Origin of the sequence: Pedobacter sp. UYP30, from assembly GCF_040547165.1 — a bacterium.
GTDB lineage: Bacteria > Bacteroidota > Bacteroidia > Sphingobacteriales > Sphingobacteriaceae > Pedobacter.
Map to the genome: position 1 here is coordinate 107,274 of NZ_JBEPPD010000007.1, position 23,530 is coordinate 130,803.

Sequence of the window (23,530 nt, forward strand, 5' to 3'; positions counted from 1 at the left end):
ATTAATTTATCTGTTCTAAAATTAATTCTGCAAAAATTTTCTCTGGGCTTTCTGCTAGAAAGAGCTTCATCTTTTCACAGGCTGCATTGCCCATCTTCTCCCAGTTTTCTCTTGCCTGCCATGCGCTTTCCATAACCTCGTCGAAATCTTTTACATTAGCCTCCCCAATAAAACCAGTTACATTCTCCTCAATAATTTCCGCATTACCGCCTGCGTTCGTTACAATTACTGTTCTTCCCAAACTCATGGCCTCGATTACCGTTAGCGGCAACCCTTCACTTCTGGATGGTAAAATTAACGCGTGATATTGATGCCACAACTCATTTAAGTCGGCTTTAAAGCCTATAAATTCTACGTTTTTTATTTCAAAAAGGGCGCAAAGTTCTTTTAAGGCTTGCTCATCTGGACCCTTACCTATTAAAGAAATGGTTACTGCTCTTTCTTTCCACTTTGAATTACTTAAAATCCTTATCAAAATATCTTGGCCTTTATCTATTACAAAAAGCCGGCCCACGCAGGCTAATTTAAAGCCGTTAATTGTAGAGGGATAGGGCAAAGCCGATGGAATAACCTTAGTCGGATTTAGAATGACTTCAGCATTTTTAAGGCGAATTCCAAATTGTTCTTCAGTAGTTTTTAGATTATGGATAGAAACAAACAGACATTTCTTGGCTTTTAGAAGGGTTTCTCGCATATAGGCGCGATCGCTGTCTTGCGGCCAAAAAAAATCTACCGCTTTATGGCTAACGATAATATACGGGATTTTTAATTTAAGGCATTGATGTGCGTAAACCAACCCATCAAAATTTATACCCTGCGAAATAATGGCAAAATCAATTTTGTCTTTTTTTAGCTGCTTAAAAATACTTTCTGCTAATTTGTTCCATTGATACGTAGCGAGATTAAACTTTTCTGCGATGCGAATAAAAGTGCTTATGGATTTACGATAAATCTTGCCGACCGCTTTTGCTTTTGGAATAATTTCTATGAGTTTAACACCCAGTTTTTTTAACACTTTAAATTTGGGATGTTGAAAATTAATTGTGTTTTTGTAAACAGTAATGTCATTAATGCCCGCAGATAGGAGATGAGGGACGGTTTTTGCCCAAAGCTCCTCGCTTCCGCCCCAATCATCTAAGCAGCATGTTATAATAGCAAGCTTTGTTCCTTGTTTCATGGCTTTTCGTTTAGTACGGCATATTTAAAAAGATCTGAATAAATTCCTGCTGTTGCAAGCAAACTCTTATCTGTGCCATGCTGCACAATCTTACCTTTTGATAGCACGTAAATATAATCGGCATGTTTCACCGCAGAATGCCTGTGGCTAATTACCAGAGCGCTTCTATTTTCTAAATTTTTCCTAAACGAATCCAATAGCTTCTTTTCTGCAATGGCATCTAAGGCACTGGTGGCTTCATCTAAAATAAGCAGTTTTGCCGAACCAAAAAAGGCTCTGGCAATGGCAATCTTTTGCCACTGACCAATGCTTACCTCCATTCCATCTTCGAAAATCCTGCCCATTACAGTTTCGTATTTCTGGGGGAAAAGATCAATAAATTCTGACGCACCAGATTTTTCTGCCGCTTCTTTAATATCTTGAAGATTGTACTCTTTTTTAAGGTCGCCAAAGCGAATATTATCTGCTATGGTTACGTTGTATTTGGAGAAATCTTGAAATACAGGACTGACATATCTACGATAATCGGTGGCATTGAGCGATTTAAGGTCTTTACCACCCAATGTTATACTTCCATCATTTGGCGTATACAGGTTGCACAACAATTTAATCAGCGTAGATTTGCCAGCACCATTTAAGCCGACTACAGCAACTATTTTTCCTTTTGGAATTTTTAAATTGATATTGCTTAGGGTTTGTTTTTTGCTATACGGATATTTAAAAGAAAGGTTATGAAATTCTAAATCGAAGCATTCGTTTTCTGTAATCGCCTGTAAGTTCTCCCCATTATGTTTAGGCGGATTTAAATCTAGAAGTTCGAAAATGCTTACAATAAAAATATTGTTTTGGTATAAAATGGAGATACCACTGGTAAGGTATTGAATAAGCGAGAAAGACTGCGGGAAAATGACCAGAAAGATCAAAATGTCGCCAACGGTAGTTCTACCTGTTATTGCACCTAACGATATATATCCAATACACATAAAAAAGCCTACAGTTGCCAAAGAATTGGTAATCATTTCTAGCCAAGTTCTGCTATAACTTATTTTAAGTCTGGTGGTAAAAACCTCTGTTTTATATTTATTGTACAGATTAGAAAAATAACGACCCAAATCGAACGCTCTAATCTCTTTAGCCGATATATCGGTAGTAATTAAGTTGCTTAGGTAAGATGATTTGCGCTCTAAGGAGGTGTGTTTAATGCGCCAAACGTTCTGTTTGTTTGCAAAGAAAATTCTAACGAACAGCGTGGGGATTAAAAAAAGAACCAAGAGGGGCAGTAAGAACCAGCTGATGGAAAAAATGATAGCGCCAATTGCACAAAGACTCAATAAATTTTTGGCAATTTCTAACATAGTTGTAATCACCAAATTCGGCCTGTCCGATCCGGCTTCCTTCGCTCTACTTAATATGTCGTAATATTCAGGATTTTCATAGTAAGAAAGCTCCAGAGAAACCGCTTTCAGATGGATTTCTTCATCTATGTGATGGGCAACTTTCGTAGATTGTACTTCTATTAAATAGGTGGAAACAGCCCTGGCGATACCATAAAGTATGCTTACCGTGGCTGCAAAAACAACATACTTAATTACATCGCTACTTGCATTTGGATTTGCTGCGTTGAGATGCGAGATTTTATCGACCAAAAGTTTAAGTGCATACAAAGAACCCAAAAACAAAACCGTTTCTACCAAAATCATCACAATAGAAGCGATCATCCAACCTTTGGCCGCAGTCCAAACGAGTGTAAATGTTTTCTTTAAATTTAGATTTGTCCGAAATTTTTTTACTTTTTCAGTAAATTGTCCAATCATGAAAAGGTGTTGAATGCGTTAATCTAAATAAAAATATTCAACGCAAAGATACTTTTATTGAGCTAATAACGAAAGCTCTAAGGGGTTATCAAACTTTGTTGTTTTAAAAACCTGCCATTTATGTCTCAAGTTTTTCTATTTTTACGGCAAAATGAGCTCAGTTTCTATTATTACGGTCAATTTCAATCAGTTCGAGGTAAATATCGATTTTTTAAAGTCGATAAAAGAGCATGCAGGTAGCCATAATCTCGAGCTTATCTTTGTGGATAATGGAAGTTTGGAGCAGCATGAGGCCCTTTACAAAGAAATTTTCCCCGAGCTTATTTACATCCGCTCCGATCAAAATTTAGGCTTTGCCGGTGGGAATAATCTTGGTGTTGCTGTTGCTAAACATAAGCACCTGTTGTTTTTAAACAACGATGTGGAAATTTCTGAGCATTTTATAGATGTGATGGTAGCTAAAATGGAAAGTAATTCTCAAATAGGCCTTTTATCGCCATTAATTCTTTATTTCGATGATCCTGAAACCATTCAATATGCTGGCTTTAGCGAAATGAATTATGTTACCTGTAGAAATACGGGAATTGGTTTTGGTGAAATTAACAAGCAGCAATACGCAACTGATGATAGAGAAACTGGCTATTGCCATGGCGCTGCAATGATGTGTAGAAATGCAGATTTAAAAGAGGTTGGCACGATGGCCGAGAACTATTTTTTGTATTATGAGGAACTGGATTGGTGCGAGCGTTTTAAAAAAGCTGGCAAGAAAATCTGGTTTATCGGCAACACACATATTTTTCATAAGGAATCTATGAGCGTTGGGAAGGAGAGTAGGCTAAAAAGCTATTTTATGACCCGAAATAGGATGCTTTTTATTCGAAAGAATACCGGCTTGCTTAATACAATTGTTTTTTATTGCTACTTCATCGGAATCGCCTCTTTAAAACAGGTATTAATTTATTTGATAAAAAGTCGGACAGATTTAGCTAAATGTGTTTTAGACGGCATTTTATGGAATTTTACGCACTCAAAAAACAGTACACACCTAGGCTTTAAAACAACTCGTTGATGATTCTTATATTTTGGATTTGTTTATTTATAGTAGCTTACACCTTTGTTGGTTATGGGTTTTTACTTTACTTTTTAGTTAAAATAAAACGTGCTATTAAAAAGCAAATCCCATTTCAAAAAGATGTGTTTTTTCCGACCGTTACCTTGTTAATTGCCGCCTATAATGAAGAAGATCTTATTTTAGAAAAAGTGGCAGATTCCCTAGCGCTAAACTATCCCAAAGAAAAACTGCAACTTATTTTCGTTACCGATGGATCTACAGACAATACGCCAACTTTGTTAAGGAATTGCGAAGGCATCACAACGTTGCATGCAGAGGCTAGGAATGGAAAAATGGCCGCAATTAAGCGCGCTATGCCTTTTGTAGAGGGGGAGATTTTGGTTTTTTCTGATGCCAATACATTTTTAAATGCCGATGCGATAAAGGAATTGGTTAAGAACTATCAAAACCCAAAAGTTGGCGCAGTAGCAGGAGAGAAGCGTATTTTGGTTGACGAACATGCCGATGCAAGTGCGGCCGGAGAGGGTTTTTATTGGAAATACGAATCGTTTTTAAAGAAGTTAGATTACCAACTCTATTCTAACGTGGGTGCTGCCGGCGAACTTTTCAGCGTTCGGAAAAGCCTGTATCCGCATGTAGAAAGCGATACCATAATAGACGACCACATGATTGCCATGCGAATTGCCGAAAGCGGCTACATCATCGCCTACGAGCCAGATGCTTATGCCATGGAAACTGCCTCTGCAAACACTAAGGAAGAGTTGAAACGGAAAATTAGGATCGCTGCGGGTGGAATGCAGTCGATTTTAAGGTTGAAAAAAGCAGCTAACCCTTTTAACAATGCAATACTAACTTTTCAGTACATTTCCCATCGGGTGTTACGGTGGACGGTTACACCATTTTTTCTGGTGCTAATATTCGCGTTAAACACGTTCATTTGTGCTAAATACCTAGGGTTCATTTATCAATTTTTGCTCGTGGCTCAAGTGCTATTTTATGTATGTGCATTAATAGGCTGGTACTTTGAGCATAAAAATCTAAAAGTCAAGGCGTTTTTTGTGCCATATTATTTCTGCTTGATGAATTATGCCGTTGCTGCTGGTATTTTTAGGTATTTTAGAAAAGAACAAAGCGCCGCATGGGAGAAATCTATCCGCAAAACCAAGACATCATAGCTATTTCGTTTTCTTGTCATTGTCCCTTTCTGAAACGAAAAATCTAGAACCTTGAATTTCTTTAAATTTGGTGTAGGCAATGCAGCCCATTATCGCAATAAGAATAGCTACCAGGAAAATTTTGGGTCTATTTGGGCTTATTGGAGCAAGCAAAGCAGAGGCCTGTTTTGTTATTTTTCTGTCGGCCCCATCTGTAATATAAGAAATGGAAGTCTTTTCTTTTTGTTGAAGCAAAAAGGTGTAAATATTGCTCTTAATCTGTTGTTGTCTCTGGATATAAACTACATTCTTTTCGGTTTCGGATAGCGAATTTAACATAGAAGAATAGCTATTTGCCCTATTTGAGAGCATGCCAATATCTTTTTTAAACTTGTCTTTAAGTGTTTGTAATCTATCTTTTAACTGGCTTTTAAGTTGTAGCACTTCACTGTTGGTTGATATAGAGCTTTTGTTTTCGCTTTGAGCTACTGTTTTAGCTTGCTGTAAACTTGCCCGTTTTTTATAAAGGGCTTTTACTGTCTGGGTTAAATTTAAATCGTCTATCCCTGCGTTTGAAGGATTTATTCCGCCTTTATTTTCTGGAGATTCGACGTAATTTTGTAATTGAGTTATGATGATTAAATTAATACTCCGTTCGCCCATTTTTTCGTCGACTTGGATTACTTTTTCTAAATAGCGTTTACTCAATTCTCCAAACGCTCCTTTTTCCTTGGCTTGATGCGCCTTCAGTTTTTGCTCGATGGTCAATAATTCTGCCTCGACCAATTCCAATTGATTGTTGATGAACTTTGCAGTATTTACGGCAAGAAGATTGTGCGCCTCGATAGAACGCTCTGTGTAATTTTTAATAATGGTGTTCAAAATAGCTATTGCCCTAATTGGGTTTTCGTCGGTCAACGAAATATTTAAATGATTTGTATCATTAGCTGATGGAATAACAATTATTTTCTTTGATAAAGCGGAAATTGCCTCCTTCGCCGGGAAAAGACTGAAGTAATAGTGCTCCGACTTAATTCGACTAACAAGCATATTTCTCGAAAACATAAGTTCGCCATACGGAGTTTTTACCCATTTGTTATATGGATAGCCTTTGCCATTTATTTCTACCAAATAGTCGTTGAAGTTAAAAGGTATGTTTTCGGTTGCTTTTAACGTACTTATTGTTTCGGTTTTAATTTCTATTGGAGCATTCTTATAAAGAGAAGACTTCTTAAAATTACTTTTAGAAAAAACTTCAGCATACAAACCTAATTGCTCAACCGCCTGATAGAGTGCTACTTCTGATGTAATGGTTTTAGATGCATCGGCTATGTTCTGAATCGCTTTAGCTTTTTCACCGTTAGGACTGTTAAAAACCTCCGCGCTTGCCTTGTAAATTTTTGGCGTAATTCTAATATAAAGCCATGCACAAAAAACCGCTAGGATCAACAAGAATAAAAAAGCCGCCCAAAAGCGGTTGAAAGTCTTTTTCAGAGTAGGTTTTGCTCCCTGCTTGTCTGTCTCGTTTTTGTTTGTCACGTTATGATGATTGATCGAGCATTAATTTAAGTGCTAAATACTATCGGAATCTATCTTGTATACGTTATTTTAATGAAAACAGTTTCCTATTTATTGAAATTAGATTTCGCAGAGCCCATTGGCTTGCTGGAAATTAAATCTTTACAAGATTCCTGTTAAAAAACTACAACCTATATGTTTACTTACGATGGTGGTAAATCTAAATTACCCAAATTTTCGTAAGTATCCATTAAAAAACTAAAAACTACAATATTATGAAAACGAAAATTTTTACAGGATTGGCCATGGTTTGTTTGTTCTTAACGGTTAAAGCAAACACAAACAATGCAAAACGAGTTTTAGCCAATTCAACTTCTGCTGCTACGTTGAGTGCTTTAACAAAGAATGTAGAGTACGGATTTGATAGGGCTAACGTGCAGGATGACTATTATGCAAATTTAGATCAATTGGCAAAAGTAATGTTAAAGGAAGATTACGCCGTATCTTTAAAAGGTTATGCGGATGAAATTGGTGCATACAAATACAATTGGGTACTGTCTGACAAGCGTGCTAATAGTGTAAAGGATTATCTGGTAAGTAAGGGAGTACAGCAAAGCAGAATCATTACTACACCTTTTGGAAGTACTGAGCCAATAGCTAGCAACCAAACTGAAGAAGGTAGACAAAAGAACAGAAGAGTTGAAATATCTCTAAAAAAAATAAATGAGTAGCTTTATAAAGTATCGACTATAAACTTTAAAATTAAAAGAGAAGCTGAAAATGCTTCTCTTTTTTTATCGGTCAATTGCTCGTAATTCTCTTTTTTTTCTAAAATTCTTTTGTCATTCTGAGCCTGTCGAAGAAATTAAAAATTACAAAAACCAACAAAACGGCGATTCTTCTACTAGTTGTCCCTACCATTCAGGAAGCTATCATTGACGTTTTTATGTAATTAATTTATTTTCAGTTAATTAACTCATATCCCATTTTTATTACTCGTCACTTCCGTCTTGCCAAAACGGACCAAAGCCCTGCGGTGTCCTATCGGACTAAAATCCTAATTTTTTTTGACCAAAAATAGCCAAACCGAGCCTTTGGCGAGCTCATGAATACAGCAAAAACAATGAATGTTAATGAATAAACCGAGCATTTCTGCGAGCTATTGAACGCATTCAATCAATAACCACCCTTAAATAACTCAAGGCTTGGATTTCTTTGGGTAAAAATTCGCCGAACCGTTTCTCACATAATTTGAGTTAAATCTCAAAACAAGGTACTGGTTTCATTATTCTCTACATGTTAGATGTTTCCTTTCGGCGAAATGACGACGCCAAGATTCTCAAGTTAATGATTATGAGTTGCGCGTTTTGCTGCTGCTTTTTTTTTTAGTAATTTATTTTTATTCTCTGAAAACTACGTGTCACGGCGCTTTAAGCCCGATTAGTCCATTTTGGAAATTTATTATGAGACAAAATCAAACAAGAATGAGAAGTTTTAGCTAATCAACATGTTTATAAAACAACGTTCTTTGGTATAAGGAATCTAGCCAAATTCTGAAACTAAATACAAATTAGACCAAACAACGTAATTATGAGAAGAAGATTACTTCATTTTAACGGAAGTGTGTTTGGGCGTGAGCCAAAAGTTTTCCATCCTTCTTGGATAAGCAAATGCGCTTTCATGCTATTATGCTTCTGTCTGCTATCGCTCGGTGCGATGGCACAAAACAAGGTAACTGGTAAAGTTACCGATTCAAAAGGTGAAACCTTAGTTGGTGTTACCATTGCCGTTAAGGGCACAAAAACAGGAACCAGTACGGATGCAAACGGAAATTACAGCATTGAGGCTCCCTCAAATGCTACGCTCTTATTTGCTTACGTGGGCTATGTTGCCCAAAACATCCCTTTAAACGGGCGAACTACAATTAATGTTCAACTGAAAGACGATCAGCAAGCTTTGGATGAGGTAGTAGTTACCGGTTATGGAACTCAGAAAAAGGAATCCATTACAGGGGCTATTTCTGGCGTTACTTCTAAGGATATAGATAGGGTACATGCCGGGGCGAATGTAAGCACTGCACTTGCAGGCAAAATTCCTGGTGTAACCTTCCGTCAATCAGACGGTAGACCAGGTTCTAGTGCTAGCATCCAAATACGTAATATGGGTGATCCATTGTACGTAATAGATGGGATACAGCAAGATGCCGGACAGTTTAACAATTTAAACCCCAACGACATTGAAAGTATCAACGTATTAAAAGATGCCTCTGCAGCTATTTACGGAGTACGTGCAGCTAACGGCGTTGTGGTGGTAACCACTAAAAAGGGTACAGGCGAAACCAGAATTAACATAGATGGCTATCTAGGTTTCCAAAGCTTTACCCGTTTTCCACATGTTACCAGTAATTCTTACGATTATGCAAGATATTTAGCCGAAGCACAAGTGAATCAGGGCAACACGCCATCGTATTCTCCAGATGATTTAACCAAATTTCAGGCAGGTACAGATCCTGCATATCGCAGCTTCGATTGGAGATCTTATGTTTTGAGTAACGATGGCGCACCACAAAATTTTGTGAATGTTAACTTTACAGGAGGATCAGAAAAAGTTAAATACTACATTTCTGCCGCAAACGTTTATCAAAATTCCCAGTTGGGTAAAGAGTTTTTCTTTAATAGGTCTAACATACAATCTAACGTTCAGGCGCAAGTTGCCAACGGTTTAAAGGTTAGTTTAGATTTAAATGGCCGTGTAGAGAGTGTAGAAAATCCTGGCGTACCGGGTGGCGATGATTATTTCTTAGCGAGATTTGCCGTATTGCGTAACTTGCCGACAGAAAGGCCTTACGCAAATGACAACCCTTTGTATTTAAATAAGATTAGCAATACAGAATCTAATTACGCATTTTTAAACGATAAACTTGCCGGAAAATTTAGGAGTGATTGGCGCGTATTACAGACCAATTTCAATGCAGAGTATGATGTTCCATGGGTAAAGGGCCTAACAGCAAAAGGAACTTATTCCTATTATGTTGCAGATAGACTGTTGAACAACCAAGAATATACGTATAAGGCATACACCTATCGCCCAGCAACCGATACTTATGATGTTACTGGAGGAAGTACCAACCCTTGGAGAGAACGCGAACAACGTAAGGAATTTGCAACTACTTCTCAATTTCAGCTTACCTACAAAAATACCTTTGGGTTACATAGCATTAATGCAACCGCTGTTGCAGAACGTTTAACCAATAGGCATTTAAGAAACTGGGTGCATGCAAATCCTATTTCAAATAGCCTGCCTTTAATTTACTATCCAATTATAGATCAGTATCAAGACAGTGATACCAAAGAGGCTCGCGTTGGCTACGTTGGAAAGATCGATTATAGCTATGCAGGCAAATATTATGTTTCTGGCTATTTCCGTAGAGATGCCAACTACCTTTTCCGTCCAGATAGTAGGGTAGGATTTTTCCCAGGGTTTTCTGCAGGTTGGAGAATTACCGAAGAAAAGTTTATGAAAAACCTTTTGGGGGAAAACTCTGTGTTGAACGATTTGAAGTTTAGAGGTTCTTACGGATTATTGGGAGATGATAGAAATACGGTTGAGCCTTATGCTTACCTTCCAGGATACAACTATAATCAAGGCACTGCTATTATCGATGGCAATTCTGTAATTGTTTCTAGAGATAAGGGATTACCAATTACCAGAATTTCTTGGACCAAGAGTTTGATAACCGATTTTGGCGTTGATTTTTCTATGTTCAATACCAAATTAACTGGTTCGGCAGATTATTTTTATAGAAAGCGAACAGGATTGATTGGTCCTAAAAACGACATTACGTTGCCGGTTGAACTGGGATACAATTTGCCAAATGAGAATATCAACAGCGACTCTAACGAAGGTGTTGAAGGCTCGTTAAGCTACCAAACCAAAATTGGAGAGGTTGGCCTAAATATTGGTGGAAACGTTTCATATTCTCGAGCCAAATTTATCAGCTCTTACAACCCCTTGTTCTTTAACTCACTAGATCAATATCGAAATTCTTCTGAAAATAGGTACCGGGATATAACCTGGGGCATGGTGGCTACCGGTCAGTTCGAATCTCAAGACCAGATCAATAATTACCCGGTAAACATTGATGGAAAGGGAAATAGAACATTGTTGCCCGGAGATATTATCTATAAAGATCAAAATGGTGATGGAATAATAAACGGCTTAGATGAAAGACCAATTGGTTATGGGTATGGAACACAGCCTAACATTAACTTTGGTTTCAATTTTGCCGTTAACTATAAATCATTCGATTTTCATGCTGATTTCTCTGGCGCCTCTGGCTATACATGGTTTCAGAATTACGAGACCAGATGGCCGTTCCAAAATAATGGAAATTTTAACACCATCTTCGCAGACAGGTGGCATAGGGCAGACCCTTACGACATAAGCAGCGCCTGGATTCCAGGGAAATATCCTGCATTAAGGGTTAATCCTGGCTTCGGTTTAAGCGATTATTCAGTTGGCGGTCAACAAAATTCTACTTTTTGGCTACATAACGTGAGCTATCTACGTGCCAGAACAATAGAATTGGGCTATTCGCTGCCAGACAAATGGGTAAAATATGTTAAGATGAAAAAAGCGAGGTTTTACATCAACGCATACAATCTGTTCTCATTTGACAACCTAAAGCAATATTCAATTGATCCTGAGGTTTCGGATGATAATGGTTTGCAATTTCCTCAAAATAGGATCATTAACGTAGGCACAAACATCACGTTTTAAGGCGTTTCAATTTTAATTTATTCAAATGAAAAAGATATTTATAATTACAGCAGGAGTCTTTCTTTTGACGATTGGTTCCTGTAAGAAAGACAGCGAATTCTTGGACATTCCGCCAATTTCGATTTTGACAACCGAGACAACTTTCTCAGATCCCGCATTGGTGCTTTCTGTGCTAGGCGACCTGTATAACAGAGAGGTGGATTTCTCCTCATTAGATAATGGCTGGCGGTCTTTTGCCGATTTTAGCGAATCTTTCCCGTCAGAAAATGGCAGTTATTTCCTCGTTCAAAGAACTGGGTGGGGTTATGGCGAATGGGGGCTTTGGGATTATGGCTATATGCGAGATCTTAACCTGTTTATCAAACGGGCAACCGAGGCAACGAAACTTACAGAAGCAGACAAAAAGGAGTTTCTGGCCGAAGGACGTTTTTTAAGAGCGAGCCATTATTTCGAGATGGTAAAAAGGATGGGCGGCGTCCCGCTAATTACCGATCCAACAGAGTATGATTTTAGTGGTGATATTACCAAGTTCCAAACCCCTCGGGCCAAAGAATCTGAAGTATACGATTTTATCATCAGCGAGTGCGAGGCAATTAAGAATGATCTTCCTAAAAACTCAAATGAGAAAACTCGTGCAACAGCTGCCGCTGCTTTGGCCATGGAATCTCGCGCTGCCTTATATGCAGGGTCAATTGCAAAATATGGCGCAACAACTCCTCAGGTTTCTTTATCTGGCGGCGAAGTTGGAATTCCTGCAAGCATGGCAAATGGCTATTACCAAAAATCACTTGCGGCTTCGCAATCCATTATTAATGGCGAAGTTGGCAACTATAAGCTATATCAAATATATCCTAATTTAGCAGACAACTTTGCAAATATATTTTTAGATAAGTCAAGTGTAAATCAAGAGTCTATTTTTATAGAAGACTTTAAGGTTGGTGGAAAGACCCATGGTTTTACTACCAATGATCAACCTTATTCAATCTCTGATGAGGGCGCCGATGCAGGTAGATTGAATCCATCTTTGAATTTGGCAGAATCATTTGAGAAGTTGGACAATACGTTTGCGCCTTTTGCAACGGTAGATGGCAGCGGAAACCCTATTTACTATGCCAATCAGCCCGATATTTTTGCTGGTAGAGACGCCCGTATGGAAGGAACAATATTAGTTCCTGGCCGGCAATTTAAAGGTACAACTGTAGATATTTGGGGAGGCTACTTATTGGCAAACGGCTCTATTTTTACTGCGGGCGATGCTTCACAGTTAAAAGAGCTACCTGGAACTACTGTAAAGGTTCAGGTTGTGGGACAAGATGGCCCCATTAATGGTTTAGAGCTTAGAACACAAAGTGGTTTCTATATCCGCAAGTACTTAGACCCAACAGTAGGGTCGGGTAGAAGAGGGAGAGGTAGTGAAACAGCTTTTATCCGTTACCGTTTTGGCGAGGTGTTGCTAAACGCAGCAGAAGCCTCGTTTGAATTGGGAGACAAAGCAACAGCAGCCACCTATATGAACCGCGTAAGAGCAAGGGCTGGTTTAATTATTCCACTAACCGCCGGAGATATTACTTTTGATAGGGTAGTTCATGAACGTAGAGCAGAGCTTTCTTTTGAAGGCCATACTTTGTTTGATATGAAAAGATGGAGAATTGCCCATATAGTTTGGGACGGACAGCCAGAAAGTAAAACAGATTTGCTTACAAATATTGGTAAGGCAAAAGATAGGAACACGCAACCTTGGGGATTATGGCCGTATAAATACTATAATCCTGGCAACCCAAATAACGGCAAATGGGTGTACAGGGAAGTGTTGCCAAATGCGGTTACCGGAAGTAATAGGTTTCAGTTTGGTAATTATTATTCGCAAATTGGTGATAACATAATTAGTGCAAATCCAAAAATTGTGAGACAGCCGAACCAATAATTTTTAATTTTTAAAATAGAAATCATGAGAATAAAAATTCAGCACGTCTTATTATGTTGTTTCATTCTTGCAATAGCGGCATGTAAAAAAGATAATTACAGTGCGCCAAGTGTAAAGTTAACAGGTCAGCTAACGTACAAAGGAAGTCCAATTGGCTTGGAATATAATCAAGTTCCTTTTAATCTGTTTCAGGCCGGTTTTGGGAAAAAAGGATCCGTTGATGCAACGTTTGCGCAAGATGGTTCTTATTCGAGCCTACTTTTTGCAGGCGACTATCAGTTTATTATTCCTAACAATCAAGGGCCATTCCGTTGGAACGAGAATGCCTCGGGAAACAGAGATACGGTTAACGTACAACTGCAGGGCGACAAAGTAATGGACATTGAAGTTACCCCTTTTTATATGGTTAGAGATGCACAAATTACTGCAGCAAGCGGTATGGCGAAGGCAACTTTTAAAATAGAAAAAGTGATAACTGATGCAAATGCAAAAAACATAGGCAGCGTAACGCTTTACATTAACAGAACCCAGTTTGTATCTGGCGCAGACAATATTAAATCGGCCAGTATAAATGGCGCAGACATTGTCGATTTAAATAATGTGAGTTTAAGCGTAGCCATTCCTGAAATTGTGCCTGCACAGAATTATGTATTTGCCAGGGTGGGAATCAAAATTGACGGGGTAGAGGATATGATTTTCTCACCGCTTCAAAAAATAACCTATTAAACAAAAAAAGGCGCTAATGCCTCATTTTAAATTTTAAGGCCATCAAATTTTCGATGGCCTTATTTTTAGTATTTTAAACACATGATGAAAAAAACAACCCACTACGCAGTGGCAGTCGTCGCGCTGAGTTTTGCTGCATTTACAGCAAAAGCGCAAGAGAACAAAGATTGGCAGATTAACAAAACCCATATCTTAACCGAATGGGCAAGTAAAGTAAACCCAGCTTCGCCATTGCCAGAATATCCGCGTCCGCTATTAGAGCGTGGCAATTGGAAAAATTTAAACGGTCTTTGGGAATACGCAATTACCGCAAAAGATGCCCCTCAACCGCATAAATTTGATGGTAAGATATTGGTTCCGTTTGCGGTAGAATCTGCCCTATCGGGCGTAGCAAAAACTGTTGGCAAAGACAGTACGCTGTGGTATAAGAATACAGTAACGATTTCATCCGCCATGCGAAAAAACAATGTATTGCTGCATTTTGGAGCTGTAGATTGGAGAACTGAAGTATTTGTAAATGGTAAGAAAGCAGGAATGCATGAGGGCGGGTTTGATCCTTTTACCTTTAACATTACCCCTTTCTTAAAAGGTGGAAGTAAGCAAGAAGTTGTAGTTAAGGTTTGGGATCCAACCACAGATGGGCCACAACCAGTGGGCAAGCAACGCGTAACCCCAGAAGGTATTTGGTACACACCTGTTACCGGAATTTGGCAAACGGTTTGGTTAGAGGCCGTACCAAAAAGCTATATCGAAAGCACAAAACAAACGCCAGATATCGGCTCGAAAACGTTAAACTTTAGTGCCGATGTGGTAAATGCAAAACCTGGCGACAAGATTAAAGTAACCGCTTGGGATGGCGACAACAAAGTTGCTGAGCAGGAAGTTAACCCTGGCGAAATGGCTTCTATTGCTATTCCCAACCAAAAATTATGGTCGCCAGACAGCCCGTTTTTATACGGACTTAAGTTTTCTCTAATCAGCAACGGCAAGGTAGAAGATGAAGCAAAAAGTTACTTCGCCATGCGGAAAAGTGCTTTGGGCAAAGATGCAAACGGCATAGAGCGCATGCAGCTCAACAATAAATTTGTTTTCCAATATGGCCCGTTAGATCAAGGTTGGTGGCCAGATGGATTATATACTCCGCCAACATACGATGCCATGAATTTCGACATTATAAAGCTTAAAGAAATGGGCTTCAACATGATTAGAAAGCACATTAAAGTAGAACCCGCAAGGTATTATTACGAATGTGATAAATTAGGTATGTTGTTATGGCAAGATATGCCTAGTGGCGATTACGGTGATCACTGGGCAAATAGGCCAGGTGTTTATGAAGGCCCAACAGATAAAAATAGAACAGCAGAATCTGAGGGATATTATAGAAAAGAGTGGAAAGCGATCATGACCGCACTGCACAATTATCCTAGTATTGTGGTTTGGACACCGTTTAACGAAGCTTGGGGTCAGTTTAAAACCATTGAGATTACAGAATGGACCAAAAAAATGGATCCATCTCGTTTGGTAAACAGTGCAAGTGGTGGCAACTTTTTCGATACTGGAGACATTGTAGATTTGCACAACTACCCGCAACCCGCTATGCCAAGAGCAGAGATTTTTGGAAAAACAAAAGCAGTTGTTTTAGGAGAGTTTGGCGGTTTAGGACTTCCAGTACCAGACCATACTTGGAAAAAAGATAAAAACTGGGGCTATCAAACTTTTAAAACTCCAGAAGAGATGTTCAAAAAGTACGCCTCGTTTATGGATGATATGAAAGGCTTGATAGAAAAAGGACTTTCTGCAGCTGTTTACACCCAAACTACCGATGTAGAAAATGAAACAAATGGCTTTATGACTTACGATAGAAAAGTAATAAAAATGCCAATCGCCGATTTAAATAGAGTTAATTCTGCTTTATATAAAGTAGAAGTAAAATAATTTTATAAGTAATTTTTGGTTGATTAAGCTTCCGGATTAATTTCTGGAGGCTTTTTTTGTGGAAAAGTAAAAAAGAGGAAATCAGCTATTTCGCAATAAAAGAACAGAGCCTAGTAAATGTCTGAATCAGGATTAGCCAGGTTACTTGATTAGAGGATTTCTTTATATGGCGTAATTTAATCCATTAATCTTTAAATCTTAGCAATCTTAATTCAGCCAGTTTACCGCGTTCAATTTCGAGATTAAAGAGCAAGGAACAAAGAGCAAAGATTTGCATAAATGTTTGCAATTGATGAGCCAATTTACTGGGTTTAAAGATTTCTTTCTATTCCCATTATCATACGCTTCCTGAAGTATGCTAATTTCTTTTTGAACGAAAAATAGCTGACTTCAATTGCACCTCATTTCCCATAACTTTTATTTCTTCTCGTACTAAACTTATCGACACAGAAATTTGCCAAAAGCCTGCCTTGCTCCACACCATTAGTTATAGCGGGCATGTAATGAATTCCTCCATAAAACCGGCTGATTGCCGCTTCGCTAGAAGCATCGAAAAAACTCTTAAAATGTCTAACCGGCAACCCAAATTCTACTTCGGTAGAGTCGGCAAAAGCAAAATGATCGCCGTACATTTTGGTTAATGCAACCGCTGCCGCGGTAGAAGCTACGCTATGTCCACTGGTATATTCTGGAAAAGGTGGGGTTTGCAATAAGGGCATCCATTTCTCATCAATATATTGGTTGATGTAAGTTTCGGGCCTAATGGTATTACTCCTATATTTTTCATCCCAACAACTTATAAAAGAATCGTACAGCACAACCGAAATATATGCATAAGTTTCTGCAGTTTGAACGTAATCTACTTTTGTCTTTTTTGTAGTTAAGCCAGCAATATTCATCCAGTGCCCTCCCGGAGATATTTTTTTAGAAGCGTACATAATATGTCCCTGCGTAGTAACCTTAAACGGGTTGCAATCCCAAAACTTGGCAACATCGGTTCGCTTTTTAACTGAGCTATCTAGCGCATTTTTAACAGTCATGGCACATTTGTAGAATTCGCTACCAGGTTCTTTAGAAAATGTTGGGGGTGGTACTGGCTTAAACTGCGAGGCAGAATCTATCAGCATTAGGCGCATTTTATCCCAGTTTGGTTCTATCGCTTTCATGTAAGCAGGTGGCGTTGGTTGCCAAGCGCCTTCGGCAACGCTCACATTATATTGAGACATTGATCGGGTTTCTATGTATTTGTCTTTTTTCGCCCAGGCCAATATGGCGTCTGCAATTTCTTGTCCAAATGCAATTGAGTTTGCATACACTTCATCTGGTATGCCATTTTCCTTAAATTCTTGAGTAATGTTTTCATCAAATTTGCTAACAGTTGCTTCAGAGGTAATCAGTTTTTGTCCTACCATCAGCACGGCATGCACGGCCGCCAGGTTAAAACAATATTTTTTATTTTTATCTGGTTTTGGAAGTTCTTTCAGTCCATTTAATTGATTGGCCAAACTTAAAAACTTGTCTTTTTTATCTCCGTTAATGGCGGCTTCGTATGCGGCAACGCTAATGTAGGCATAAGTTCTACTTGCTACAGGTGGCGAGTAAATGTCGTGCACCATAACATCGGTAATTTCTTTTATCGACCTCCGGATGTATTCAGGATTTTCGGATGCTTTTTTCCAGCTTTTATCGTTGAGGTTGCAAGAGCCGAAAAACACGGGCAATAAAGCAATTAAAAATAATAGTACTTTAGAAAAAGAAGGTTGGTTTTTATATTTGGTAATCATGTTTTCAAATTTAAGTTTAATCTTTTTAAAATGAAAGATTTAGCGGCTTTAAAACGGCAAAAAAAAACTATTAAATAAAACAGATTTTTTTGCAGATATGTTTGATGTTTAGGCTACAATGGTTTATATTTAGTGCTTTAGCTTTAACCAAATAAATCCTAACTACTCAATGTCTATTAGCACCAAATGCAAGTTTTTATGTCTAAGCGTTTGCAGTTTTATCTTTCTTTATTCCTGTAAAAACGAACATAAAAATACACTTTTCAACTTGCTGCCTTCCTCAAAAACAGGTATCGATTTTAATAATAAAATTACCGAAAGCGACAGTATAAATATTCTTACCAAACCGTACTTGTACAACGGCGCAGGTGTTGGAGTTGGCGATTTTAATAACGACGGCAAACAAGATCTTTTTTTTGCTGGCAATATGGTAGAAAGTAAATTGTACCTTAACAAAGGCGACTTAAAGTTTGATGACATTACTAAAAATGCAGGAATAAATACTGCTGGCAAATGGTGTGCTGGCGTAGCTGTAGTAGATATAAATAACGACGGTTGGCAAGATATTTATGTATGCGCTTCTTTTAACACCGACGCAAATAAGCGTAAAAACATGCTTTTTGTCAATCAGGGGTTAAACAAAGATGGCGTGCCGACTTTTAAAGAAGAGGCGCAGAAATATGGAATAGCCGATTCTGGTTACAGCACACAAGGTGTCTTTTTTGATTATGACAACGATGGCCTTTTAGATTTATACGTGCTTACCAACGTTTTAGATGATGGAACTCGAGTAGAATATAGGCCAAAAGTAGAGGACGGTTCTGCGGCAAATACAGATCGACTTTACCACAACAATGGCGATGGAACGTTTACCAACGTGAGCAAAAAAGCAGGAATCGTGTTCGAAGGTTTTGGTAATTCGGTTTCGGTAGCAGACATTAATAACGATGGTTATCCTGATATTTATGTTGGTAACGATTTTATTTCGAACGATCTTTTATACATCAACAACAAAAACGGCACATTTACCAACCATGCCAAAGATTATTTTAAACATACAGGTTGGTCTGTTATGGGGTCTGATATTGTAGATGTAAACAACGACGGCGAGCCAGATTTAATTTCTTTGGAAATGTTACCCGAAGGAAATTCGAGAAAGAAAACCATGTTGATGGGCGACAACTACATCACCTACATCAACAACAATAAATTTAGTTACGATCCACAATATATTAGAAACGTTTTTCAGCTTAATCAGGGCGAAACTCCGCTCGGGCATCCGCAGTTTGGCGATGTAGCTTATCAGGCTGGTATCTACGAAACAGATTGGAGTTGGGCGCCCTTAGTTGCCGATTTTGATAACGATGGTTACCGTGATATGGTTTTTACAAACGGGTATCCGAGAGATGTTACAGACCTAGACCATGCTTTATATAGCAATGGGCAAAATACTGTAAAAGAGGTTACTACACTTGCTGCTGCAGATTCTTTTCCGGTGGTAAAGATTGCGAGTTATGCTTTTAAAAATATTAAAGGAGATCGTTTTGATGACTCATCAAAAAAATGGGGAATTACACAACCTGGCTTTTCTACAGGTGGCGTTTATGTAGATTTAGATAATGACGGCGATTTAGATATGGTTGTAAATAATATTGACGATGAAGCTTTTGTTTATGAGAATACGTTAAAAAGCAAAGACAAAAAAGACGATGCACAACATTATCTTAACGTAAAATTTAACGGTAATAAAAATAACATCAATGGCATAGGCGCTGCCGTAAGAATTTATTATAATGGCAAGCAGCAATATTATGATCAACAGCCAACCCGAGGCTATATGTCTACGCATGAAGATATTGGGCATTTTGGTTTAGGTAGTGTAAAGGCTTTAGATTCTTTGCGCATCCGTTGGTCCGATGGGAAAACCCAGGTATTAACTAATGTTAAGTTGGATCAAACGCTAGTTTTAAAATATACCGAAGCGGCTGGCTTTATACCTGCCGGTATTCCTTTTAACGGGGTTAGAGCATTTTCAGAAGTTTCTAAGTCGTTGGGGATAAATTTTAAGCACCAAGAAAAGGATGCAATCGACTATAACATTCAGCGCACTTTGCCTCATAAGTTAAGTCAGTATGGGCCGTGTTTGGCTGTTGGCGATATAGATAACAATGGTTATGATGATTTTTTTATTGGCGGTGCAGCTGGCAATCAGGGGGTGTTTTACATGCAAACCAGCAACGGGACTTTTACCTTAGATGAGTCTAGGTTTATCGACGAGAATTATAAAGAGGAAGAAGATATGGGCGCTATTTTGTTCGATGCAAATGGCGATGGATATTTGGATTTATACGTGGCCAGTGGAAGTTATGAATTTCCAAAAGAGCATAGTTCTGCGCAAGATCGTCTCTACATCAATAACGGCAAAGGAAAATTTAAAAAGGATTTATCGGCCTTGCCAAACCAATACGACAATTCCTCTACCGTGCGTGCAGCAGATTTTGATGGCGATGGCGATTTAGATTTGTTTGTTGGCGGGCGATCGGTTTCTGGCGCTTATCCGTCTGCACCAAACAGTCATTTATTGGTTAACAATGGTGGCAAATTTGTAGATGAGACAGAAAAACTTTGTCCGGGGCTAGAGAAATCGGGCATGATTACCGACGCAATTTTCTCTGATTTTGATGGCGATGGAAAGGTAGATCTTATTACTGTTGGGGAATGGATGCCGATGAATTTCTACAAAAATAATGGGCATGGTTTTACAAAGGTAGAAAATACGGGTGTACAAACGCATGTTGGTTGGTGGAATAGCATAGTAGCAGGAGATTTTAACCAGGATGGAAAGATGGATTATGCAGCCGGTAATTTAGGTCAAAACTCCAATTATAAAGCTTCATTTAAAGAACCAATGACCATTATTGGGAAAGATATAGATGGAAATGGGTCTTTCGACGCCATGATTTTCTGTTACTCAAAAGCAGACGATGGCAGTAAAAAACAGTTTCCAATGAACACGAGAGATGATATGATTAGTCAAGTGTTGAGCATTAGAAAGAAATTTCCGACTTATAAAGCTTTCGGCGCTGCTACAATGAACGATATTTGGAGCGACGCAGACAAAAAAGGAGCGATAATTTTTAACGCGACGGATATGAATAGCAGCATAATGATTAATAAGGGTGGCGGTAATTTTGAGGTTAAAGCATTGCCGATGGCTGCCCAAGAAGCGCCAGTATATGGTATGTGCGCAACTGATGTAGATCACGATGGAAATTTAGATCTGGTAATGGTTGGGAACGATTACGGTATGGAACCTTTTACCGGCAGACACGATGCCATGTTTGGCCTTTATTTAAGAGGCGATGGTAAAGGAAATTTTGCCAAAACAAGCATTAATAAAAGTGGCTTTTATGTAGCCGGAGATGGAAAAGCCTTAGCTCAATTGCATTCTGCAAAGGGTTATAACCTGCTTATTGCGAGCCAAAATCAAGACAGTTTAAAGGTTTTTAAGCCAAATAAAAACAAAAGCGAAACGCGATGGATAAAGCTACAACCAGAAGATTTCTTGGTAGAAAGTACCATTAACGGCAAAGTAACTAAGAAAGAGCTTTACTATGGTTCTACTTTTTTAAGCCAATCTACTAGAATGTTTCCTGTTGATGAAAAAGCCAGCGCAATTAATATTTACAGTTTTAATGGCAAGAAAAGGAAAATAAAGTAAGGTTTCTGGTTACGATATGTGATTTGCAAAAATTTAGGTGTTTTTGGAAACTAGCGCTCGGCGCTAAAATATTTTAAAAGATGTTGCAAAGGGGTTCCTTACGTCGAAATGTGTTGGGCGCGTAGGTTATAGGCAACGAGCTACCTAGTGTTTCGCACGCGCTCTAGCCAACCAAGTGGGGATCGGCCTATGTCATTAACTTAACGGTTTCGTCTTTTGAACGTAGTGAAAAATCTCACAACCAGGCGCAGATTTTTGTTATTAACTACATGTGAGATGTCTCCTATCGTCACGAGCCGCCAAGATTCTTAAGTTAAAGACATTGCCCAAACCCCTCCTAAGAGAAGAATGGGAGCTTAATTTACGGTGAATTGTGTCCTCTGATTTCTGACATCCGACTTCTGATTTCCCTCTGAGCGTTTTCCCCTCCAAACTGCTGCTAGGCCGATCCCACCAAGTTGGAAATAGCAGTTGCTGAATACAATGTAGCTAAGCGATTTGCCCAAAACCAAATACCTAACGCCTAACGCCTTTCGTGTAATATCCTTTCTACAATTTTTTCTAATTTTTAAATTTCGCAAACAAGGGTCGGCTTATCAATCATTACTAGGCACTAAGCAATCTCTAAAACTTAAGCAAGTCAAATATTTTGAGACGAAATGACGTCAATTTGAGATGTTTTTTGGTAGGAAAGTTGCGGCAAACCTGTATTTTCGGAGATTGTGATTTAGCACATGGTACTTTCTTACCAAGAAAAGCGCTCCTCTATAGAAGTGGCGCAGCTTGTATTTAAAGATGGTACTTTGGTTGCAAAACGAAACGAAGATTTTGATTTTTGGTTGGGAGATAAATAAATTTAGGACAGTCTTTAACCACAATAATTTTATAAGCATGAGGAACTGCAGGTTAATCTTCTTAATAACTCTATTTTTTATTACAGCAATTTTTCAGTTGCGCGCTCAAACCTTCACCAATCCGCTGCTGCATTCGGGGCCAGATCCGTACAGCCTATATAAAGATGGCTATTATTATTACACCAGTACGCTGGGCAATAAATTGGGCCTCTGGAAAACAAAGAATATTGCAGATTTAAAAAGTGCAACTTATAAAACAGTATATCAGCCGCCCGCTGGTATGTTGTATTCTAAAGAACTTTGGGCGCCAGAAATTCAATATTTAAACAATAAATGGTACATGTATTTTGCCGCAGATGATGGTTTAAACGACCACCATAGAATGTACGTGGTAGAAAATTCATCTGCTGATCCTTTAAGCGGTACCTGGGTTTTTAAAGGCAAACTCGCTGCTCAGTCAGACAAGTGGGCGATAGACGGCGACGTTTTTAAATTACATGAACAGCTTTATATGATTTGGTCTGGATGGGAGGGAGATGTAAATGGACAACAAAATATCTATATCGTAAAAATGAAAAATCCATGGATAATTGAGGGGGAGAGGACAAAGATTTCGAGTCCAGAATTTGCCTGGGAAAAATACGGCGACTTGAAAGAACCAAAGCTTAAGCACGTAAATGTAAATGAAGGTCCCCAATTTTTGGCTCATGGCGATAAGGTATTTGTAATTTATTCTGCGAGTGGCTGTTGGACAGATCACTATGCGCTTGGTATGTTGAGCGCAAAGGCAAACTCAGATTTGTTGAATCCAAAAAGTTGGACCAAGCACCGCAAACCTGTTTTTAAAGAATCGCCAGAGAATGGAGTTTATGCGCCAGGACACAACTCATTTTTTAAATCTCCCAATGGCAAAGAAGACTGGATATTATACCATGCAAATAGCGAAGCAGGACAAGGGTGCGGCATAACGCGTTCGCCACGGGCCCAAAAATTTACTTGGGATAAAAAAGGATTTCCTGTTTTTGGTAAACCAGTAAAAACAAGCCAAGTTTTGGCCATTCCTGCTCAATGA

The 23,530-nt window shown here is 38.6% G+C and carries 13 protein-coding genes; 9 read left to right on the forward strand and 4 right to left on the reverse strand.

Annotated elements, in window-relative coordinates; genetic code table 11:
* Position 1 precedes the first annotated feature (1 nt).
* Complete coding sequence (locus tag ABIB40_RS10135) at positions 2 to 1,177, reverse strand: glycosyltransferase family 4 protein (protein WP_354358617.1); 1,176 nt, start codon at positions 1,175 to 1,177, stop codon at positions 2 to 4.
* Positions 1,174 to 2,991: an ABC transporter ATP-binding protein gene (locus tag ABIB40_RS10140; protein WP_354358619.1), complete on the reverse strand. Its 1,818-nt coding sequence runs from the start codon at positions 2,989 to 2,991 to the stop codon at positions 1,174 to 1,176. The genes ABIB40_RS10135 and ABIB40_RS10140 overlap by 4 nt, the downstream gene beginning before the upstream one ends.
* Positions 2,992 to 3,142: 151 nt before the next feature.
* On the opposite strand from ABIB40_RS10140, the gene ABIB40_RS10145 reads away from it, so the two are divergent.
* Both ABIB40_RS10145 and ABIB40_RS10150 read left to right on the forward strand, forming a co-directional pair.
* The gene (locus ABIB40_RS10145) at positions 3,143 to 4,060 is read left to right on the forward strand and encodes a glycosyltransferase family 2 protein (protein ID WP_354358621.1); all 918 of its coding nucleotides are present in this window, start codon (positions 3,143 to 3,145) and stop codon (positions 4,058 to 4,060) included.
* Complete coding sequence (locus ABIB40_RS10150; protein ID WP_354358623.1) at positions 4,060 to 5,238, forward strand: glycosyltransferase family 2 protein; 1,179 nt, start codon at positions 4,060 to 4,062, stop codon at positions 5,236 to 5,238. Before ABIB40_RS10145 ends, ABIB40_RS10150 begins: the two co-directional genes overlap by 1 nt.
* On the opposite strand, the gene ABIB40_RS10155 is transcribed toward ABIB40_RS10150, so the two are convergent.
* Positions 5,239 to 6,756 (reverse strand): GumC family protein, encoded by a 1,518-nt coding sequence (locus ABIB40_RS10155; protein WP_354358625.1) that lies wholly within the window; start codon positions 6,754 to 6,756, stop codon positions 5,239 to 5,241.
* Between the two features lie 254 nt (positions 6,757 to 7,010).
* On the opposite strand from ABIB40_RS10155, the gene ABIB40_RS10160 reads away from it, so the two are divergent.
* The 5 genes from ABIB40_RS10160 (at position 7,011) to ABIB40_RS10180 (ending at position 16,099) form a co-directional block, all read left to right on the forward strand.
* Positions 7,011 to 7,466 carry an OmpA family protein gene (locus ABIB40_RS10160; RefSeq protein ID WP_354358627.1) on the forward strand — a complete coding sequence of 152 codons (456 nt, stop codon included), beginning with the start codon at positions 7,011 to 7,013 and terminating at the stop codon, positions 7,464 to 7,466.
* 859 nt (positions 7,467 to 8,325) lie between these two features.
* Entirely contained in the window at positions 8,326 to 11,514 is a 3,189-nt protein-coding gene (locus ABIB40_RS10165; protein ID WP_354358628.1) for a SusC/RagA family TonB-linked outer membrane protein, read from the forward strand.
* Positions 11,515 to 11,539: 25 nt separating this feature from the next.
* Positions 11,540 to 13,438, forward strand: a complete 1,899-nt coding sequence (locus tag ABIB40_RS10170; RefSeq protein WP_354358630.1) for a RagB/SusD family nutrient uptake outer membrane protein — start codon at positions 11,540 to 11,542, stop codon at positions 13,436 to 13,438.
* A gap of 24 nt (positions 13,439 to 13,462) precedes the next feature.
* Positions 13,463 to 14,164 carry a DUF3823 domain-containing protein gene (locus ABIB40_RS10175; protein ID WP_354358632.1) on the forward strand — a complete coding sequence of 234 codons (702 nt, stop codon included), beginning with the start codon at positions 13,463 to 13,465 and terminating at the stop codon, positions 14,162 to 14,164.
* A gap of 81 nt (positions 14,165 to 14,245) precedes the next feature.
* On the forward strand, positions 14,246 to 16,099 hold the full coding sequence (locus ABIB40_RS10180) for a glycoside hydrolase family 2 protein (RefSeq protein ID WP_354358634.1): 1,854 nt from the start codon (positions 14,246 to 14,248) through the stop codon (positions 16,097 to 16,099).
* 401 nt (positions 16,100 to 16,500) lie between these two features.
* Here ABIB40_RS10180 and ABIB40_RS10185 read toward each other — a convergent pair whose 3' ends face one another.
* The gene (locus tag ABIB40_RS10185) at positions 16,501 to 17,883 is read right to left on the reverse strand and encodes a vanadium-dependent haloperoxidase (protein WP_354358636.1); all 1,383 of its coding nucleotides are present in this window, start codon (positions 17,881 to 17,883) and stop codon (positions 16,501 to 16,503) included.
* Between the two features lie 268 nt (positions 17,884 to 18,151).
* Between ABIB40_RS10185 and ABIB40_RS10190 the strand changes: the two genes are divergently transcribed.
* Both ABIB40_RS10190 and ABIB40_RS10195 read left to right on the forward strand, forming a co-directional pair.
* Positions 18,152 to 21,604, forward strand: a complete 3,453-nt coding sequence (locus ABIB40_RS10190; protein ID WP_354358638.1) for a VCBS repeat-containing protein — start codon at positions 18,152 to 18,154, stop codon at positions 21,602 to 21,604.
* Positions 21,605 to 22,495: 891 nt separating this feature from the next.
* Positions 22,496 to 23,530: a glycoside hydrolase family 43 protein gene (locus ABIB40_RS10195; RefSeq protein ID WP_354358640.1), complete on the forward strand. Its 1,035-nt coding sequence runs from the start codon at positions 22,496 to 22,498 to the stop codon at positions 23,528 to 23,530.

Excerpts from the sequence above, each read along its gene's own strand:
- ABIB40_RS10135 (WP_354358617.1), bottom strand. The coding sequence starts at position 1,177 with ATGAAACAAGGAACAAAGCTTGCTATTATAACATGCTGCTTAGATGAT.
- ABIB40_RS10140 (WP_354358619.1), bottom strand. The coding sequence starts at position 2,991 with ATGATTGGACAATTTACTGAAAAAGTAAAAAAATTTCGGACAAATCTA.
- ABIB40_RS10145 (WP_354358621.1), top strand. The coding sequence starts at position 3,143 with ATGAGCTCAGTTTCTATTATTACGGTCAATTTCAATCAGTTCGAGGTA.
- ABIB40_RS10150 (WP_354358623.1), top strand. The coding sequence starts at position 4,060 with ATGATTCTTATATTTTGGATTTGTTTATTTATAGTAGCTTACACCTTT.
- ABIB40_RS10160 (WP_354358627.1), top strand. The coding sequence starts at position 7,011 with ATGAAAACGAAAATTTTTACAGGATTGGCCATGGTTTGTTTGTTCTTA.
- ABIB40_RS10165 (WP_354358628.1), top strand. The coding sequence starts at position 8,326 with ATGAGAAGAAGATTACTTCATTTTAACGGAAGTGTGTTTGGGCGTGAG.
- ABIB40_RS10170 (WP_354358630.1), top strand. The coding sequence starts at position 11,540 with ATGAAAAAGATATTTATAATTACAGCAGGAGTCTTTCTTTTGACGATT.
- ABIB40_RS10175 (WP_354358632.1), top strand. The coding sequence starts at position 13,463 with ATGAGAATAAAAATTCAGCACGTCTTATTATGTTGTTTCATTCTTGCA.
- ABIB40_RS10180 (WP_354358634.1), top strand. The coding sequence starts at position 14,246 with ATGATGAAAAAAACAACCCACTACGCAGTGGCAGTCGTCGCGCTGAGT.
- ABIB40_RS10185 (WP_354358636.1), bottom strand. The coding sequence starts at position 17,883 with ATGATTACCAAATATAAAAACCAACCTTCTTTTTCTAAAGTACTATTA.
- ABIB40_RS10195 (WP_354358640.1), top strand. The coding sequence starts at position 22,496 with ATGAGGAACTGCAGGTTAATCTTCTTAATAACTCTATTTTTTATTACA.